We start from the raw sequence: 16,807 nt of genomic DNA, 5'->3' as shown, positions 1-16,807 counted from the left end.
CGTTTTTCAGGAGCTGAACATGTCCACCGAAACCCTGTTGAAAACCCCATTGCACGCCCTGCACATCGAGTTGGGCGCGCGCATGGTGCCCTTCGCCGGCTACGACATGCCGGTGCAATATCCGCTGGGGGTGATGAAAGAACACCTGCACACCCGTGATCAAGCCGGGTTGTTCGACGTGTCCCACATGGGCCAGATCCGCCTGACCGGCGCCAACGCCGCCAAGGCCCTGGAAACTTTGGTGCCGGTCGACATCATCGACCTGCCCGTGGGCATGCAGCGCTACGCCATGTTCACCAATGACCAGGGCGGCATCCTTGACGACCTGATGGTGGCCAACCTGGGCAACGACGAACTGTTCCTGGTGGTCAACGCGGCCTGCAAGGATCAGGACCTGGCCCACCTGCGCAAACACATTGGCGATCAGTGCAGCATCGAGCCGCTGTTCGAAGAGCGCGCCCTGCTGGCCCTGCAAGGCCCGGCAGCGGTGAAAGTGCTGGCACGCCTGGCGCCTGAAGTGGCCAAGATGACCTTCATGCAGTTCGCCACCCTGCGCCTGCTGGGCGTGGACTGCTACGTGAGCCGCTCGGGCTACACCGGCGAAGACGGTTTTGAGATTTCCGTACCGGCGGCCAATGCCGAGAGCCTGGCGCGCAGCTTGCTGGCCGAAACCGAAGTTCAAGCCATCGGCCTGGGCGCCCGCGATTCCCTGCGCCTGGAAGCCGGCCTGTGCCTCTACGGGCATGACATGAATACCGAGACCACGCCGATTGAAGCCAGCCTGCTGTGGGCGATCTCCAAGGCCCGGCGTGCCGATGGCGCACGTGCCGGCGGCTTCCCGGGCGCCGACCGCATCTTCACCCAGCAGCAGGCCGGTGTAAGCCGCAAGCGCGTGGGCCTGTTGCCACAGGAACGCACCCCAGTGCGTGAAGGTGCAGAAATCGTCGATGAGCATGGCACGGTGATCGGCAGCGTGTGCAGCGGCGGCTTTGGCCCAACCTTGGGCGGCCCATTGGCCATGGGTTACCTGGACAGTGCATTTGTGGCACTGGACACCGAAGTGTCTGCGTTGGTACGTGGGAAAAAGGTGCCACTACGTGTAAGTAAAATGCCATTTGTACCGCAACGTTACTACCGTGGTTGATTGACTGTTCCTATAAGTAACGCGGTTGCGTTAACGCGCACTAATTTGTAACACAACCGCCATAAAACAGTGCATTGACGATAGACATTTTAATAGGCGCCAACCTATAACAAGTGAGCAACGCTATCGAATATGTGGGATCCGCTTTAAGTCAACGAAGTGTCATATGGCCGAGCAAAACCTGGGCTTTTTTCGGGGCTTGTTTTTTCTGTATTAGTTGACGTAGAGTTTAGCCACTGTGTTTGCATGGGTCGCTTGGAACCTGGACCTGGGCAGTAGCTATAAGTTTGCTACAACCCGTTCGACGTCTCTTACTTTCCTGCAACCCAGCCCAGTACTCTTTCATGTGAAAGGGGCTGTCATTAATTTTTAGCGTCAAAGGAAAGAAGAAAATGGCTGATCGTCAGAGCGGTACCGTCAAGTGGTTTAACGACGAGAAAGGGTTTGGTTTTATCACTCCAGAAAGCGGTCCGGATCTGTTCGTGCATTTCCGCGCTATTCAGGGCAACGGCTTCAAGAGCCTGAAAGAAGGCCAGAAAGTCACCTTCCTTGCCGTGCAAGGCCAGAAAGGCATGCAGGCTGACGAAGTACAAGCAGAAGGCTGATCCTCACTGCGACAAAAAGCCCCTGATGGTGACATCAGGGGCTTTTTTATGTGCGTTTGCTCGTAAAATGGCTTTTTTCTCAAGAGAGACGGCCATGCCCAAACCTTTGTTGAGCCCCCAAGGCGAGTTCCCCGCCGTTGGCCTGGGCCGTCGTCTGGCAGCGATGTTCTATGACTTCCTGTTGTGCACAGCGCTGCTGATCGTCACCGCGTTTATCTACAAGCTGGTGTGGATGGCGTTTATCGGCGAAGCCAGGATGCGCACACTCACCGAGTCCGGCGCGCTGGACGGCGACCCGCTGCTGTCAACGATTCTGTTTTTTGTGCTGTTTGGTTTCTTCGCCAAGTTCTGGACCCATTCCGGGCAGACATTGGGCATGCAGGTGTGGGGCGTACGCGTGCAGAACGCCGACGGCTCGCGCATCAGCCTGTGGCAGGCGCTGCTGCGGTTTGTGGTGGCGATTGCGTCGTGGTTGTGCGTGGGGCTGGGGTTTGTCTGGTCGGTGTTTGATAAGCGCAAGCGCAGCTGGCATGACATCTACTCGGATACGCAGTTGGTGCGAATCCCCAAGCAGAAGAAATAACCCAAGAACACTAGAGATTAAGTGTGGGAGCTGGCTTGCCTGCGATAGCGATCGTTCAGCCACAGCAGTATTGACTGATAGACCGCTATCGCAGGCAAGCCAGCTCCCACATTGTGTTATGTGTTCAACTTCAGGTCAGGCGTTACCCGCCAGTTTCAAGCGCGCAGCCTGGGTAAAGTCCAGCATGCGCTTGAGCGGGCGCACGGCGTGCGGGATCACCGACGGCTCGACGAAGATCTCATTACTGCCCTCGCGCAAACATTGCAGCGTGCGCTCCAGCGTATTCATCGCCATCCACGGGCAATGCGCACAACTGCGGCAGGCCGCGCCGTTGCCGGCGGTCGGTGCCTCAACGAAGACTTTATCCGGGCACAACTGCTGCATCTTGTAGAAGATGCCGCGGTCGGTGGCCACGATGAAAGTCTTGTTCGGCAAGCGCTGGGCTGCGGCAATCAGTTGGCTGGTGGAGCCCACCGCATCTGCCAACTCGATCACCGCCGTCGGCGACTCCGGGTGCACCAGGATCGCGGCATCCGGGTACAGCGCCTTCATGTCTTCGAGCTGCTTGGACTTGAACTCTTCATGGACGATGCACGCGCCGTCCCACAGCAACATGTCTGCGCCGGTCTGGCGCTGAATGTAAGTACCCAGGTGCTTGTCCGGGCCCCAGATAATCGTCTCGCCGTTGTCCATCAGGCTTTCGACGATTTCCAGCGCACAGCTGGAGGTAACCACCCAGTCGGCCCGGGCTTTGACCGCCGCCGAGGTGTTGGCGTACACCACCACCGTGCGCTCGGGGTGCTGGTCGCAGAACGCCGAGAACTCATCCACCGGGCAGCCCAGGTCCAGGGAGCAGGTGGCTTCCAGGGTGGGCATGAGGATGCGTTTTTCGGGGGTGAGGATTTTGGCGGTCTCGCCCATGAAACGTACACCGGCGACCAACACCGTCTTGGCCGGGTGGGCCGCGCCGAAGCGGGCCATTTCCAGGGAGTCGGACACGCAGCCACCGGTTTCTTCGGCCAGGGCCTGAATCACCGGGTCGCAATAGAAGTGCGCAACCAGCACCGCGTCCTGAGCCTTGAGCTCGGCGGCGATGGCGCTGCGCAGGCTCGCCTCTTCATCGGCGCTCAGCGCCTTGGGCTGCTTGGCATCGAGGTGGGCTTGTACCAGTAGGCGTTCGGAAATTTGCGTCATGTTCGCAAGACCTGCAAGCGCAGTAAGCGCGAAAGTCGAGTGTACCACCGGCTCTGGAGCCCTTCGGGCGCCGCCGGACGAAGTGATTGTGTTCATCAAGCACGGGGAAAGCTGCGCAAGGCTACAGAATATCGAATCGATTCAAAAGCCTAATCTGGGATTGCGCGGTACGCCGAGCGGGCAAAAAAACGGGAAGGCTCATCACTGAGCCTTCCCGTTTTGATCACGACGAGTGTCAGCGCATCAAGACATCCGGGTCGTCCTGCAACATGACCGCGTCTTGCATCTTCGTCAGGGCATTTTTCAACGTCGACTGCTCCAGCGCATCCTTGGACTTTCTGCTTTCCTTGGCCGCGTGTTCAAGCAGCGCCAGATAATCGCGCTTGGATGAACCTTCCTTGGGCACCACGCTGTCTTCCACCAGGTTGGCCATCACATATTTCTGCGTGTGGGTGTTCTGGGAGGCCGACTGCGTGACCGAGGCATGGGTCAACTGGCCGTCTTTATAAGCAAAACTGGCGGTGCTGCTGGCCTTGTCCAGGACTTGCACATACAGATAATTCTGCGATTCACGGCTGCCGTCGAAGATTGGCGGTTTGCCGCCGTCGAGGCCTTTGTGGAAGTTCGCCGACAGCAGCGACTGCTGATGCTGGGTGACGCTACGGTCCGCAGTGCTGCGGCCATTGACCTGGGTTTTCTGTGACACGTTGTAGGAAAAGCTGTCGACCTCTGAAGGGCGCATCGGGTTGGAGGCGTCGACGGCCTGCTTGATCGAGGCCTTGAAGTCCGCCAGGCCAGTTAACAAGCCTTTGTCAGTCGGGTTTTGGGTCAAGGCATTCGACGCGGTGGCGCTGGCTGGGTAGTTGCTGTTCATGGCGCTGAAGGCGTCCTTGAACATGGCCATGAAGTCCGCATTCGCACTGCCGCGTTTTTCCACCCGGTCGAACTGGGCCAGGTAGGTTTTCAGCGCCTTGGCCTGCTGCTTGGCATCGCCGAGGATCGCGGTGTTTTTCAGGTCTACCGCCAGGTCAATTTCGCCTGCCGGGCCACTCATGCGTGTGGTGCGGCTTTGGCTGTCGGCGTGGAAGGCCAGGCTCAGGTCTTCACCGTTGGCGGCCTTCACCTTGGCATTGAGGTCGACCGAGGCCAGCAGCTGCGTATCGAACTGGGTCAGTTTGCTCAGGTCAAGCTTGGGCGGCACGGCGGTCAGCCCGTCGACCGAGGCCTGGAACGCCGCGCCCAATTGGCCGACGGCCTTGAGTTCATCCGCGCTCAAGTCACCGCCGTCCACGGTGGCCTGCACGCCCAAGCCATCTTTCTGGCTGGACAGGCTGAAGGTCACGGTCTTGCCGCTGGCGGTCTTGATGCTCAGGCTGACCTGGTTGTCAGCCTTGCTGTGCAGCACCGCCTGATCGGCCTTCAGGGCGCCCGCATCACCGGCGCGATCAACCGTGGTGTTGAGCACTGACTGGGAGATCCCGGCACCGCCGCCTTGGGTGAACTGCGCCACCAGCGCGGCGCCCAAGCCACTATAGCGACTGGCCGTGGAGACCGAATTGAAGCTGCTATTGATGGCCTTGGTCACCGCATCCTGGTTGTTGTTCTCCCAGGCCCGCACGCTTTCCTGGCCTGGCAACAGTCCGTTTTTGGAGTAGATGTCGACGGCATCGGCCAGCGGGTTACCGAGGCTGACCACCGAGGATGGCCTGGCCGGTGAGACGTCGAGGGTGTTCGCAAGCGTCGCCTGCGGTGTGGTCGCGGCAGTACGCACAATGAGGGGATTGGTCGCGATGATCGGCGTGAGCGTAGTCATGACAGTCCATGTCTTAAAAGCTGATTAGCCTTCAATCTAACCAAGACACAGCGTGATTGACAGCCCGAAAGCCGAAATAACTGGCAAAGAGCCATGCCAAAAAACTGGCTCTTTGCGTGATGGCGCGGGTTAGAAGCGATAAGTGACCGAACCGCCGAACCCATTGGCGCTGTTTTCATACTTGGCGTCGTAGGTGAGCGCCAGCTGAGGGTTGTTGTCGCGCACCTTGATCGGCTCTTCCTTGAGGTAGGAATAGGCCACGTCGAAGGTCAGGTTGTCGACGGGCGTCCAACCGGCACCCAGGCTGAAGACCGTGCGGTCGCCGGTCGGAATGCGCACCGAACGGTCGGTGTTGTTGGTCGGCGTCTGGTCCACCGAAAAACCGGTGCGCAGCACCAACTGCTTGTTGAGCTGGTACGACAGGCCGATCGCGTGGGACCAGGTGTCATGCCAATGCTGCTCTTCGGTAATGGAACCCAGCCCGGCCAGCTCGGCGGTAATGTCAGATACGCCGGCGTTGTTGACGGTGATCTTCTTTAACTGGCTCCAGCGCGTGTAGGTGCTGCCCACGTACAGGGTCAGGGCGTCGGTCAGTTGGTGGGTGACCGAGAAATCCACGGACGACGGCGTGGTGACGTTCAGCTTGGCGTCATACTTCTGCGCCCCGCCATCCAGCACATCGGAGAGCACGCCCGAGGCGTTGGTATGGCCGCTCAGGTGATAGACCACTTGCGAGTGGTAGGTGACGCCGACGCGGGTACTGTCCAGGGCCTGCACCAGGATACCGGCGTTGAAGCCCATCGCGGTGTCGTCGCCCTTGATCTTGGCCGTCTCGGTGCCCAAGCCAAACGCCGGGACTTTGGAGTCCAGCTCGCCGCTGATTTTATTGAAGGTCGGGCCGAAACCTACCGAGACCTTGTCGTTGAACGCATAGCTGACCGTCGGCTGCGCGGTGATGACCTGAATCTTGCTCTTGTTACCAAAGCCATTGCCCTGGAAACCGTGTTCATAGTCGGTCACCAGGCCAAACGGCGCGTAGACCCCCAGGCCAAAGGCCCAGTGCTCATCAATCGGCGTCACCAGGTAACCCATCGGCACGGCAATGCCGGGGACCATGTCGCCTTTGTTGGTACCAGGGTTGTCGACACCGCCTTGAGAGGAGCTGGCGTCCTTGATGTTGGTTTTGGCATCCAGGTAGGTCGCGCCGATGCTGACTTCATTGTGCTTGATGCGCGACATGCCGGCCGGGTTACCGAACACCGTGCTGGCGTCATCCGCCGAGGAGGAACGCCCGGCGTAGCCTGTACCCATTGAGCTGACACTTTGCTCGTTGAGGGCGAAGCCACCGGCAAACAGCTGTGTGGAGGCGAGGGAAATGGAGAGCGCCAAGGCGCTTTTAAGAGTTTTGTTATTCATTATTAGGACTCGAATTATTGGGCAGCGCTGGGAAAACTACCAACCTTCGAGCGGGGCGTTTATGAAGAGTTTTTCATGCTTTGGATTGTCGGACAATCTCAATACTTTCAAAGACTTTGCCTGATTTAGCATGCCTTTTTTATGACTTTTCAACCTGATCGTGACCGGCCAGTTTCACTCACTGCAGCACCGCTTGGGTAACAGTGACGAAGCTCGCTGCCACCCAGGCAAACATTTCTAAATGTTTCTTCATAAAGCCAAACCGTCATTAAACAGCAACATAACAGGAATTAAATCGTCACGTCTTAGACAGGTGGGCCTCCCCACTTACCCCTTCCCTTGAGGTGTTGTCGTGATGTTGCCGAGTAAAAAAAGTCTGTCTGTTTTGTTGAGCGCCCTGTGCCTGAGCGGCATGGCCCACGCCACCGACGTTACCGGTGCCGGCTCCAGCTTCGTCTACCCGGTGCTGTCCAAGTGGTCGCAGGACTACAGCAAGAACTCCAGCAACCGCATCAACTATCAGTCGATCGGTTCCGGCGGCGGCATCGCTCAGATCAAGGCAGCCACCGTTGACTTCGGCGCCTCCGACGCGCCACTGTCGGCCGACGATCTCAAAGCCGGCGGCCTGGGCCAGTTTCCCAGCGTGATCGGCGGCATTGTGCCGGTGATGAACGTCGAAGGCGTGGCCGCAGGCCAGTTGAAACTCGACGGCGACACCCTGGCAAAAATCTTCCTCGGTGACATCAAGGCCTGGAACGACCCCGCCATCGCGGCGCTCAACCCTGGGGTGAAGCTGCCAAGCGCGAACATCACCGTGGTGCACCGTTCGGACGGCTCCGGCACCTCGTACAACTTCACCAACTACCTGGCCAAAGTCAGCGACAGCTGGAAAACCAGGATTGGTTTCGGCACCACCGTACCGTGGCCGGTCGGTGTGGGCGGCAAGGGCAACGAAGGCGTTTCCGCCTACGTGAAGCAGATCAAGAACTCGATCGGTTTTGTGGAATACGCCTACGCCCTGCAGAACAAAATGACCTTTGCCTCGCTGAAGAATGCCTCCGGCAAGTTCGTCGAGCCTAACGCCAAGGCGTTCCAGGCCGCCGCCGACACCGCCGACTGGGCCAGTGCCAAAGACTTCAACCTGATCATGACCAACGCCCCCGGTGAAGGCGCATGGCCGATCACGGCCACCACCTGGATCATCATGTACAAGCAACCCAAGAATGCCGAGCAAAGCCAGGCGGCGTTCAGCTTCTTCAAGTGGTCGCTGGAAAAAGGCCAGGAACAGGCTGCCGCCCTGGACTATGTCGCATTGCCGGGCTCCCTGGTGTCGCGAATCGAAGATTACTGGAAGTCTGACTTCGCCCATTGATTCGCCCTACGACCGCCTTCCTCGATAACTGAGGAAGGCGCTGAGCACCTCTGATATGAACGACACGGTCCACACCCTGGTTATGACTACTCACGCGAGCGACACCGGGGGCGACCGCCGCGCCGCCCGCGATCAACGCCACGACCTGTGGTTCAAACGCTCGATGTTCGGCGCCGCCATGCTGGTACTGGCGCTGCTGGGCGCCATTGCCGCCTCGACCCTGTGGGGCGGCGGGCTGGCGTTCAAGACCTTTGGTTTCGGTTTCATCACCAGCACCGAGTGGGATGCGGTCAATAACCACTTTGGTGCCGTGGTGCCGATCTACGGCACCTTGGTCACCTCCTTTCTGGCCTTGCTGATTGCCGTCCCGGTGAGTTTCGGTATTGCGATCTTTCTGACTGAAGTCGCGCCGCCCTGGCTGAAAATGCCGGTGGCCTCGGCGATTGAGCTGCTGGCCGGTATCCCGTCGATCATCTATGGCATGTGGGGTCTGTTCGTGTTCGGGCCTTTCATGGCCGAACACCTGTCGCCGTTGATCAATGATTACCTGGGCGCCCTGCCCTTTGTGGGCTCGCTGTTCCAGGGGCCGCCACTGGGGATCGGCATGCTCACCGCCGGGATTGTACTGGCGGTGATGATCATGCCGTTTATCACCTCGGTGATGCATGAGGTGTTTCGCAGCGTGCCCACACAGCTGAAAGAATCCGCCTACGCCTTGGGCAGCACGACGTGGGAAGTGGTGTGGGACATTGTTCTGCCTTACACCCGCTCGGCGGTGGTCGGCGGCATTTTTCTCGGCCTGGGCCGCGCCCTCGGCGAGACCATGGCAGTGACCTTTGTATTGGGTAACGCGCAACAGTTTTCCGCGTCGTTGCTGATGCCCAGCAGTTCCATCGCCTCGGTCATCGCCAACGAATTCAGCGAGGCCTACACCGACCTGCATCGCTCTGCGCTGATCGCCTTGGGCTTCCTGCTGTTTATCGTGACCTTCGTCGTGCTCGCGCTGGCGCGGCTGCTGCTGATGCGCCTGTCGCGCAAGGAAGGGCTATGAACGCCAACGAACGTCTGTACCGCAAACGCGCCGTTAAAAATGGCGTGGCCATGTTCCTCAGTTGCGGCGCCACCGCCTTTGGCTTGCTGTGGCTGACGTGGATTCTGCTGACCACCATCATCAATGGCTTCCAGGCCCTGAACCTGCGCCTGTTTACCCAGATGACCCCACCACCCGGCACCGAAGGCGGCCTGGCCAATGCGTTTTATGGCAGCGCGTTGATGTCGGGTATTGCCTTGGTGATCGGCACACCCATCGGGCTGATGGCCGGCATCTGGCTGGCAGAATTCGCACGCCACTCGCGCCTGGGGACTACGGTGCGTTTCATCAATGACATCCTGCTGTCCGCGCCCTCGATTGTGCTGGGTTTGTTTATCTACACCGGGGTCATCCTGCCGCTGAACCTGCTGACCAATCATCAGGTCGGCTTCTCTGCCATCGCCGGTGCGCTGGCGCTGGCGCTGCTGGTGATTCCGGTGGTGGTGCGCACCACCGATGAAATGCTCCAGTTGCAACCGTCCACCATGCGCGAGGCGGCTCTGGCGCTTGGCGTGCCGCAGTGGAAGCTGACGCTGCAAATCGTGCTGCGGGCGGCCAAGGCCGGCGTGGTCACCGGCATCCTGCTCGCCCTGGCGCGCATCACCGGCGAAACCGCGCCGCTGCTGTTCACCGCCTTCGGCAATCAGTTCTGGAGCAGCAACCTGCTCAAGCCGATTGCCAGCGTGCCCGTGGTCATTTTCCAGTACGCCATGAGCCCGTTCGACGACTGGCATGCACTCGCCTGGGCCGGTGCACTGGTCCTGACGTTGTTCGTGCTGGTACTCAGCCTGGCATCCCGCCTGATTCTTTTACGCAATAGGTCTCACTGATGGACGCCACCGGCATTGCTCCCGACAAAACCAAAATCCAGGTGCGTGGGTTGGAGTTCTTCTACAACAACCAACGCTCGCTCAAATCCATCAACATGGATATTTCGGAAAAGCGCATCACCGCCATCATCGGCCCCTCCGGCTGCGGCAAGTCCACCATGTTGCGGGTGTTCAACCGCATCTACTCGATGTACCCCAAGCAGGAAGCACGCGGCGAAGTGCTGCTCAACGGCGAAAACATCCTCGCCCCCGGCTACTCGATGAACCGCCTGCGCAGCCACGTAGGCATGGTGTTCCAGAAGCCGGTGCCGTTCCCGATGTCGATCTACGACAACATCGCCTACGCGGTGCGCCACCACGAAAAACTCTCGCGCCGCGAAATGAACGACCGCGTCGAACAAGCCCTGCGCGGCGGTGCGCTGTGGGATGAGGTCAAAGACAAACTCAACCAAAGCGCCCAGAGCCTCTCCGGCGGCCAGCAACAACGGCTGTGCATCGCCCGCACCATCGCGCTGCGCCCGCAGGTTCTGCTGCTGGACGAACCAACCTCCGCCCTCGACCCGATTTCCACCGGCCGTATCGAGCAGTTGATTACGGAATTGAAGGCGCAGTACACGGTGATCATCGTGACCCACAACATGCAGCAGGCCGCGCGAGTGTCGGACAGCACCGCGTTTATGTTCATGGGGGAATTGATTGAGCATGGCAAGACCGATCAGATCTTTACCACGCCGAAGATGAAGCAGACGGAGGACTATATTACCGGGCGGTTTGGCTAAGGCCGGGCAAGGAGCCGTCTCTTGGAGGCGGTTTTTTACCAGCGCCAAATTGCAGGCAAAAAAAAACCCGGAAATCCTCACTTGCGTGGGCCTTCCGGATTTTCTAAACCGCCAAAAATGGTGGGTCGTGTGGGATTCGAACCTACGACCAATTGGTTAAAAGCCAACTGCTCTACCAACTGAGCTAACGACCCGCTGTGTGGTGGCGCGTATAATACTGATTTCTAAGGATTATTCAACACCTTATTTTAAATAAATCAGAAATAACGCGTTGGGTCCGCAATTGCGGCGTTTTTGAAGCCTTCTGCTCGCAGTCTGCAAGCGTCACATTTCCCACAGGCACGACCGGAATTGTCTGCCTGGTAGCAGGAAACTGTCAGCGCATAATCGACGCCTAGCCCTACACCTGCCTTCACGATGTCTGCCTTGCTCATGTTCTGCAGCGGCGCCTGAATGCTAAAGCCCTGCCCTTCTACGCCAGCCTTGGTCGCCAGGTTGGCCATGCGTTCGAACGCCTCGACGTATTCCGGACGGCAGTCCGGGTAGCCGTTGTAGTCGAGGGCATTGACGCCAATGAAGATATCGCGGGCCTTCAATACCTCGGCCCAGCCAAGCGCCAACGACAGGAACACAGTGTTACGTGCCGGCACGTAGGTCAGCGGAATGCCTTCGCTGGGTGCCTCAGGCACATCAATGCTGCTGTCCGTCAGGGCCGAGCCGCCGATGCCGTTGAGGTTGAGGCCGATCACCTTGTGCTCGACCACGCCCAGGTCACGGGCAACACGCTCGGCGGCGTGCAGCTCGGCGCGGTGGCGTTGGCCGTAATCGAAACTCAGGGTGTAGCAGCTGTAGCCTTGGGCACGGACCATGGCCACCAGCGTGGCGGAATCCAGACCGCCAGAGAGCAGGATGACCGCGCGCTTTTGCTCGGTCATGTCAGCGCCCCGGCTCGTCGTTCCACAGGTATTTGTGCAACTGCAATTGCAGACGCACCGGCAGGTTGTCCGCCACGACCCAATCGGCCAGGTCGCGGGCGTTCAAGTCATGATGGCTCGGCGAGAACAACACCTCACCGGCACGGCGGTCGAGGTTGTACTGGATCAGCTTGGAGGCCGCCCAGTCATAGTCATCCCGCGAACAAATCACGAACTTGACCTGATCGTTGGCCGTCAGCAAATCCATGTTGTCGTAGAGGTTGCGGTGCGCCTCCTTGGAACCCGGGGTCTTGAGGTCGACCACCCGGCTCACCCGCGCGTCGACCGCAGAGATATCCAGGGCGCCGCTGGTTTCCAGTGAAACCTCGTAACCGGCGTCACACAGCCGCTTGAGCAACGGGATGGCATTCGGCTGGGCCAGGGGCTCACCACCGGTCACACAGACGTAGCGCGGCTTGAAACCGGCAACCTGTTCGATGATGTCGTCGAGGGTGCGCACGGTGCCGCCGCTGAAGGCGTAGGCGCTGTCACAGTATTGGCAACGCAACGGGCAGCCGGTCAACCGTACAAATACGGTAGGCAGGCCAGCGGTACGCGTTTCACCCTGTAACGAGTAAAAAACTTCGGTAATACGTAATGTGTCTTGCATAGTCGCCACGGGCGTAACAGCTAAACAGGCTGTCCGCCTCCGTCAGGCACTTCAAGGAACCCCGCCAACGCGCAGGCCCCAAAAAGCGTGTTTCATAAAAGGGCGTGGATTCTAACGAAAAAACCCGCGCCAGGCGCGGGTTTCTTCTAAACGGGTTGCATCGCTTACAAGCGCTGCAGATCCCGCTGGGCCAACTGGGCTGCGGAGGTACCCGGATATTGGGCAACCACCTGTTGCAGAATGCCTTTGACCTTGTCGGTGTGACCCAGGCGGCGTTCTACATCAGCCAGTTTATACAGCGAGTCAGGCACCTTGGCATGCTTTGGGTACAGCTGGCTGACCTTGGCAAATGCCTGGCCTGCCGCTTGCAAATCACCCTTTGCCAGGTTCACCTCACCCAGCCAGTACTGGGCATTGCCCGCGTATTGGCTGTTAGGGTATTTGCGCAGGAATGCGGTAAAGGCCTGGCTGGCCTTATCGAAGTCCTTGGCTTTGATCAGGTCAAAAGCTGCGTCGTAATACAGCTTTTCCTTGGCCGGATCACCCGGTTCGCTGCTGGCGGCAGGCGCTTGGCTAGCCGCTGCGCCTGCTGCTGCACCACCGGCGGCAGCGCTTGGCGCGCCACCGGCAGAAGAATTATCAGGAGTTGCGGCAGGTGTTACGCCGGCTCCAATGCGTCGATCAAGATCCTGGTAACGCTCCAGGCCTTCTTGCTTCAGCTGGTTCACCTGGTTCTGCAAGATCTCAATGGTGCCTTGTTGCTGCGACAATTGATCCTGCATACGTTGCAGCTGGTTGAACAGTTCGCCCTGTGCCGAGGGAGCGGCAGTTGCCGGCCCCCCAGCATAGGCGCCGTTCGTGCCATAACCCGCTGGCGGATAACTGCTCCCGCTATTGTTATAGCCAGAGTTGCTATCTTCCACAGGAACCGCAGCCCACACCGCAAGCGGTGCGAGGCTGAGAGCCAATACAGTTAGAGCACGACGGCACGTTCGCATGACGAATTACTTACGCAGTTCGACGCGACGGTTTTGAGCCCAGGACTGCTCGTCGTGGCCAGTAGCAACTGGACGCTCTTTACCGTAGGAAACCAGTTCCAGTTGGCCTGGAGCAACACCTTGCAGTACCAGGTAGCGTTGAACGGCTTTCGCACGACGCTCGCCCAGTGCCATGTTGTACTCGCGAGTACCACGTTCGTCAGTGTTACCTTCCAGAACAACGCGAGCGCCGTTAGCTTTCAGGTCCTTCGCGTGAACGTCCAGAGCGCGCATGGCTTCTGGCTTCAGGTCAGAACTGTCGTATTCGAAGTAGAAAGTGGTGATAGCGCGCAGAGCAGCTTCTTCGCTCAGGGAGCCGTCAACTGCACCAGTGTTAGCGCCGTAACCAGCGTTTGGATCAACAGCTGCGCCTTCACCGGCATTGTCGCCGCCTTTAGACGAGCAACCAACGGCTACGGACAGAGCCAGAGCCAGAGCAGCAAACTTACCAAACTTCAGCATTTCCATCGTGAAACTCCTAATGAACCCCAGTGTGTTAAGCAATTCTTTTTGTAGCGCCGCGTCAGTTCAGGTAAGGGGACCAGGACGGTTCTCTGACTTCGCCTTGTGCGGTAGGAAGCGGGAGCCTTACGCGTCCATTAATGGACACGAGCATCAAGACTCCCCGGCCCTGCTGGCGGGTGGCGTAGATTACCATGGTGCCGTTGGGCGCAACAGTGGCTGACTCATCAAGGTTGGTATCTGTGAGGATTTTTACCGTTCCACGCTGCAAATCCTGGGCCGCAACCCGGAAATTAGTGAAACCATCCTGACGGTGAATCATCACCAACGTCTTTTCATCGGCCGAAAGCTTAGGATTGGCATTGTAGTTACCAATAAAGGTCACGCGTTCTGCGCCACCGCCACCTACGCTTGTTTTGTAGATTTGAGGCTTGCCGCCGCGATCGGAGGTGAAGTAGATGGTCGAACCATCCTTACCCCAGAACGGTTCGGTATTGATGCCCGGGCCACTGGTTACACGGCTGATCTGGCGCGAAGCCATGTTCATCACGTAAATGTCCGGGTTGCCATCTTTGGACAGCACGAAGGCCAGGCGCGAACCATCCGGCGACCACGCAGGGGCACCATTGAGGCCTTCAAAGTTGGTGATTTGCTCACGACGACCGGTGTCGATGTGCTGCACGAAAATGCGCGGGCGGCGCTGTTCGAACGACACGTAGGCAATACGCTTGCCGTCCGGCGCAAAACGCGGCGACAGGATTGGCTCACGGGACTGCAGCAAGGTCACGGCGCGGGCGCCGTCGTAGTCCGAACGCTGCAGGGTGTAACGCGTGTTGTCTACGGAGAAACGCTCAGCCGTTACATAAAGCAGACGTGTCGAGAACGCCCCCTTGATACCGGTGAGTTTTTCAAACGACTGGTCCGAGATGTAATGCGCCATGTCCCGCAGTTGTTCGGCGGTGCCCGATACGCTGCCGGTCAGGACCTGCTGCTCGGTGGCCACGTTGAACAACGTGTACTGGATTTGCAGGCGACCGCCGGCCGGCGTAATGCTGCCGACCATCAGGTACTGGGCGCCTACGGCTTTCCAGTCACGGAAGATGACTTCGCTGGCCTGGGTCGGCTGGCTGATCATATTGCCTTTTGGAATCGGCGCGTAGTAGCCGGAGTTGCGCAGGTCGTCGCTGACGATCTGGGCCATGTCGTCCGGCAGCACGCTGCCGCCCTGCCAGCCAAACGGTACTACCGCGATCGGGGTGGCCCGATCGCTACCGCTGGTGACCAGGATGTTCTTTTCATCCGCCGCCGCTATCCCTGCCATACAGCAAATAACGACAAGCATTCCTCGAAGAAGGTTTCTCACAAGGCTAGATCCTCAGGTGTGAATGTCATCTTGAATGAACGATAGGGAGCGAAGTCGCTTGGTTTCATTCCCTGCATCTCGGTCAACCGGCCAATGTTCTTGACCGCTGCAACCGCCGAACTGTCGAACGAACCGTCACCACTGGACTTGGCCACGCTGACCGAAGTCACCGTACCGTCCGGCAACATGCCGATCTGCAGCACTACTGTCATGCCTTTACGTGCCGAAGGTGGACGTGTCCAACCTTCCGCTGCCCGTGCCCGAATCAGGTCGTCGAAACTGCCTGCGACTTCATCGCCACGTTCATCGGCCAAGGCTTGCTGACGCTGCGGCGTGTCGGAGAGCAAATCTGCCAAGGCCTGGGCCTTTTTCTCTTCGGCGGATTTACGCGCTGCTTCCTGGGCCTTTTTCTTGCTGGCGTCGGCGGCAGCTTTCTTCTTCGCGTCGTCGGCGACTTTCTTCTTCGCCTCGTCTGCTTCAGCTTTTTTCTTGGCGTCTTCGGCGGCTTTCTTCTTCGCGTCTTCGACTATCTTCTTCTTGGCCTCTTCAGCGGCCTTTTTCTTGGCCTCTTCTTCGGCAGCTTTTTTGGCTTCTTCTTCAGATTTCTTCTTGGCTATATCAGCCAATTGTTTCTCTTCAGCCTTTTTAGCTTCGGCAGCTTTATCGGCTTTCTTGGCTTCATCCGCCTTTTTGGCCTCGTCAGCTTTCTTGGCTTCGTCAGCCTTTTTCGATTCCTCGGCCTTTTGAGCCGCCTCTTCTTTCTTTTGTTCCGCAGCAGCCTTCACCGCTTCCTGCTCGACCTTCTTCTGTTCCATCTGCTCGACTTCGGTCTGGCGCGCAGCCGACTTCTGGGCTTCACCCGCAATCTTCTGATTGGTCTGGGTGGTGGCCTGACTTTTCGATTTCAGCTGATACAGGGTCGCCTGCACGATCGGCTTGGCTGGCGGCAGGTCCGGGGTCATGGCAAAGCTGACGAACAGCATGCCGAACACCAGGACGTGCAGGGCAATTGCCCAGACGCTAGGCCAGAAGTAGCTTTCCGAGGCGGACGGCTCTCGCTGTTGCTGCATCAGGGCGCCTCGGTAATCAAGCCAACGTTACCCACGCCGGCCTTCTGCAGCCCGCCCATGGCGCCCATGACGGAGCCATAGTCGACCACTTTGTCGCCGCGAATGAACACTTGCGTGTGCTTGCCGCCTTCGTTGCCGGACCGGATGATCTTGGTCACGGCGTCCGTCATCTGCGGCAAGGTCATGGCCTTGTCCTGCTGTTTCTGGGTGTCGACTTCGCTGCCAAGGTTCCAGTAATAGGTCTTGTCAGCCTTGATCGAAATGGTCAGGACCTGAGTGTTGTTGTCTTGCGGCAAGGCTTCGCTGGAAACCTTGGGCAGATCAACCTTCACGCCCTGATTGAGCATCGGCGCGGTCACCATGAAGATAACCAGCAGCACCAGCATCACGTCGATGTAAGGCACTACGTTCATCTCGGCGACCGGCTTGCGCTTTTTGCGAGCTCGAGCGATTAAAGCCATTGGA

At 58.7% G+C, this 16,807-nt stretch carries 17 protein-coding genes and 1 tRNA gene; 7 read left to right on the top strand and 11 right to left on the bottom strand.

Translation table 11 applies throughout. The features are described 5' to 3' along the window. Nucleotides 1–19 precede the first annotated feature (19 nt). From gcvT to AOA59_RS06265, 3 genes are all read left to right on the top strand, one after another. Nucleotides 20–1,144 (top strand): glycine cleavage system aminomethyltransferase GcvT, encoded by a 1,125-nt coding sequence (gene gcvT / locus AOA59_RS06275; RefSeq protein ID WP_099486448.1) that lies wholly within the window; start codon nucleotides 20–22, stop codon nucleotides 1,142–1,144. A gap of 392 nt (nucleotides 1,145–1,536) precedes the next feature. Continuing rightward, complete coding sequence (locus AOA59_RS06270; RefSeq protein WP_056858586.1) at nucleotides 1,537–1,749, top strand: cold-shock protein; 213 nt, start codon at nucleotides 1,537–1,539, stop codon at nucleotides 1,747–1,749. A 94-nt stretch (nucleotides 1,750–1,843) separates the two neighbouring features. After that, complete coding sequence (locus AOA59_RS06265) at nucleotides 1,844–2,332, top strand: RDD family protein (RefSeq protein ID WP_099486446.1); 489 nt, start codon at nucleotides 1,844–1,846, stop codon at nucleotides 2,330–2,332. Between the two features lie 135 nt (nucleotides 2,333–2,467). Here AOA59_RS06265 and nadA read toward each other — a convergent pair whose 3' ends face one another. The 3 genes from nadA to AOA59_RS06250 all read right to left on the bottom strand — a co-directional run bounded on the left by nadA (nucleotide 2,468) and on the right by AOA59_RS06250 (nucleotide 6,755). Continuing rightward, nucleotides 2,468–3,526, bottom strand: a complete 1,059-nt coding sequence (nadA, locus tag AOA59_RS06260; RefSeq protein WP_056858584.1) for a quinolinate synthase NadA — start codon at nucleotides 3,524–3,526, stop codon at nucleotides 2,468–2,470. Between the two features lie 235 nt (nucleotides 3,527–3,761). After that, nucleotides 3,762–5,201 carry a lactate dehydrogenase gene (locus AOA59_RS06255; RefSeq protein ID WP_099486881.1) on the bottom strand — a complete coding sequence of 480 codons (1,440 nt, stop codon included), beginning with the start codon at nucleotides 5,199–5,201 and terminating at the stop codon, nucleotides 3,762–3,764. 267 nt (nucleotides 5,202–5,468) lie between these two features. Further along, nucleotides 5,469–6,755 (bottom strand): OmpP1/FadL family transporter, encoded by a 1,287-nt coding sequence (locus AOA59_RS06250; protein ID WP_058422744.1) that lies wholly within the window; start codon nucleotides 6,753–6,755, stop codon nucleotides 5,469–5,471. Between the two features lie 355 nt (nucleotides 6,756–7,110). On the opposite strand from AOA59_RS06250, the gene pstS reads away from it, so the two are divergent. Genes pstS through pstB form a run of 4 tightly spaced genes read left to right on the top strand, consistent with a single transcriptional unit; the run spans nucleotide 7,111 to nucleotide 10,826 of the window. Then, nucleotides 7,111–8,127 (top strand): phosphate ABC transporter substrate-binding protein PstS, encoded by a 1,017-nt coding sequence (gene pstS, locus AOA59_RS06245; RefSeq protein WP_083221758.1) that lies wholly within the window; start codon nucleotides 7,111–7,113, stop codon nucleotides 8,125–8,127. A gap of 55 nt (nucleotides 8,128–8,182) precedes the next feature. Continuing rightward, nucleotides 8,183–9,178, top strand: a complete 996-nt coding sequence (pstC, locus tag AOA59_RS06240; RefSeq protein ID WP_017139135.1) for a phosphate ABC transporter permease subunit PstC — start codon at nucleotides 8,183–8,185, stop codon at nucleotides 9,176–9,178. Then, nucleotides 9,175–10,047: a phosphate ABC transporter permease PstA gene (gene pstA / locus AOA59_RS06235; protein WP_065930446.1), complete on the top strand. Its 873-nt coding sequence runs from the start codon at nucleotides 9,175–9,177 to the stop codon at nucleotides 10,045–10,047. Before pstC ends, pstA begins: the two co-directional genes overlap by 4 nt. After that, nucleotides 10,047–10,826, top strand: a complete 780-nt coding sequence (gene pstB / locus AOA59_RS06230) for a phosphate ABC transporter ATP-binding protein PstB (protein ID WP_056858577.1) — start codon at nucleotides 10,047–10,049, stop codon at nucleotides 10,824–10,826. The genes pstA and pstB overlap by 1 nt, the downstream gene beginning before the upstream one ends. A gap of 118 nt (nucleotides 10,827–10,944) precedes the next feature. On the opposite strand, the gene AOA59_RS06225 is transcribed toward pstB, so the two are convergent. The 8 genes from AOA59_RS06225 to tolR form a co-directional block, all read right to left on the bottom strand. Continuing rightward, nucleotides 10,945–11,020: transfer RNA gene (locus AOA59_RS06225), tRNA-Lys, on the bottom strand. Between the two features lie 63 nt (nucleotides 11,021–11,083). Beyond that, nucleotides 11,084–11,761 (bottom strand): 7-cyano-7-deazaguanine synthase QueC, encoded by a 678-nt coding sequence (gene queC, locus AOA59_RS06220; RefSeq protein ID WP_099486444.1) that lies wholly within the window; start codon nucleotides 11,759–11,761, stop codon nucleotides 11,084–11,086. Between the two features lies 1 nt (nucleotide 11,762). Then, nucleotides 11,763–12,410 (bottom strand): 7-carboxy-7-deazaguanine synthase QueE, encoded by a 648-nt coding sequence (gene queE / locus AOA59_RS06215; RefSeq protein WP_017139819.1) that lies wholly within the window; start codon nucleotides 12,408–12,410, stop codon nucleotides 11,763–11,765. 164 nt (nucleotides 12,411–12,574) lie between these two features. Next, nucleotides 12,575–13,408 carry a tol-pal system protein YbgF gene (gene ybgF / locus AOA59_RS06210; RefSeq protein ID WP_017139818.1) on the bottom strand — a complete coding sequence of 278 codons (834 nt, stop codon included), beginning with the start codon at nucleotides 13,406–13,408 and terminating at the stop codon, nucleotides 12,575–12,577. A 6-nt stretch (nucleotides 13,409–13,414) separates the two neighbouring features. After that, nucleotides 13,415–13,915: a peptidoglycan-associated lipoprotein Pal gene (pal, locus tag AOA59_RS06205; RefSeq protein ID WP_003209827.1), complete on the bottom strand. Its 501-nt coding sequence runs from the start codon at nucleotides 13,913–13,915 to the stop codon at nucleotides 13,415–13,417. Nucleotides 13,916–13,970: 55 nt separating this feature from the next. Beyond that, complete coding sequence (tolB, locus tag AOA59_RS06200) at nucleotides 13,971–15,251, bottom strand: Tol-Pal system beta propeller repeat protein TolB (RefSeq protein WP_032865998.1); 1,281 nt, start codon at nucleotides 15,249–15,251, stop codon at nucleotides 13,971–13,973. A 17-nt stretch (nucleotides 15,252–15,268) separates the two neighbouring features. Beyond that, on the bottom strand, nucleotides 15,269–16,342 hold the full coding sequence (gene tolA / locus AOA59_RS06195) for a cell envelope integrity protein TolA (protein WP_056858573.1): 1,074 nt from the start codon (nucleotides 16,340–16,342) through the stop codon (nucleotides 15,269–15,271). Continuing rightward, complete coding sequence (tolR, locus tag AOA59_RS06190) at nucleotides 16,342–16,794, bottom strand: protein TolR (RefSeq protein WP_161630238.1); 453 nt, start codon at nucleotides 16,792–16,794, stop codon at nucleotides 16,342–16,344. The genes tolA and tolR overlap by 1 nt, the downstream gene beginning before the upstream one ends. Between the last annotated feature and the right edge of the window lie 13 nt (nucleotides 16,795–16,807).

Source organism: Pseudomonas sp. 2822-15 (assembly GCF_002742515.1).
Taxonomy (GTDB): Bacteria; Pseudomonadota; Gammaproteobacteria; order Pseudomonadales; family Pseudomonadaceae; genus Aquipseudomonas; species Aquipseudomonas salomonii.
This window is presented reverse-complemented; position numbering and strand designations above follow the sequence as displayed.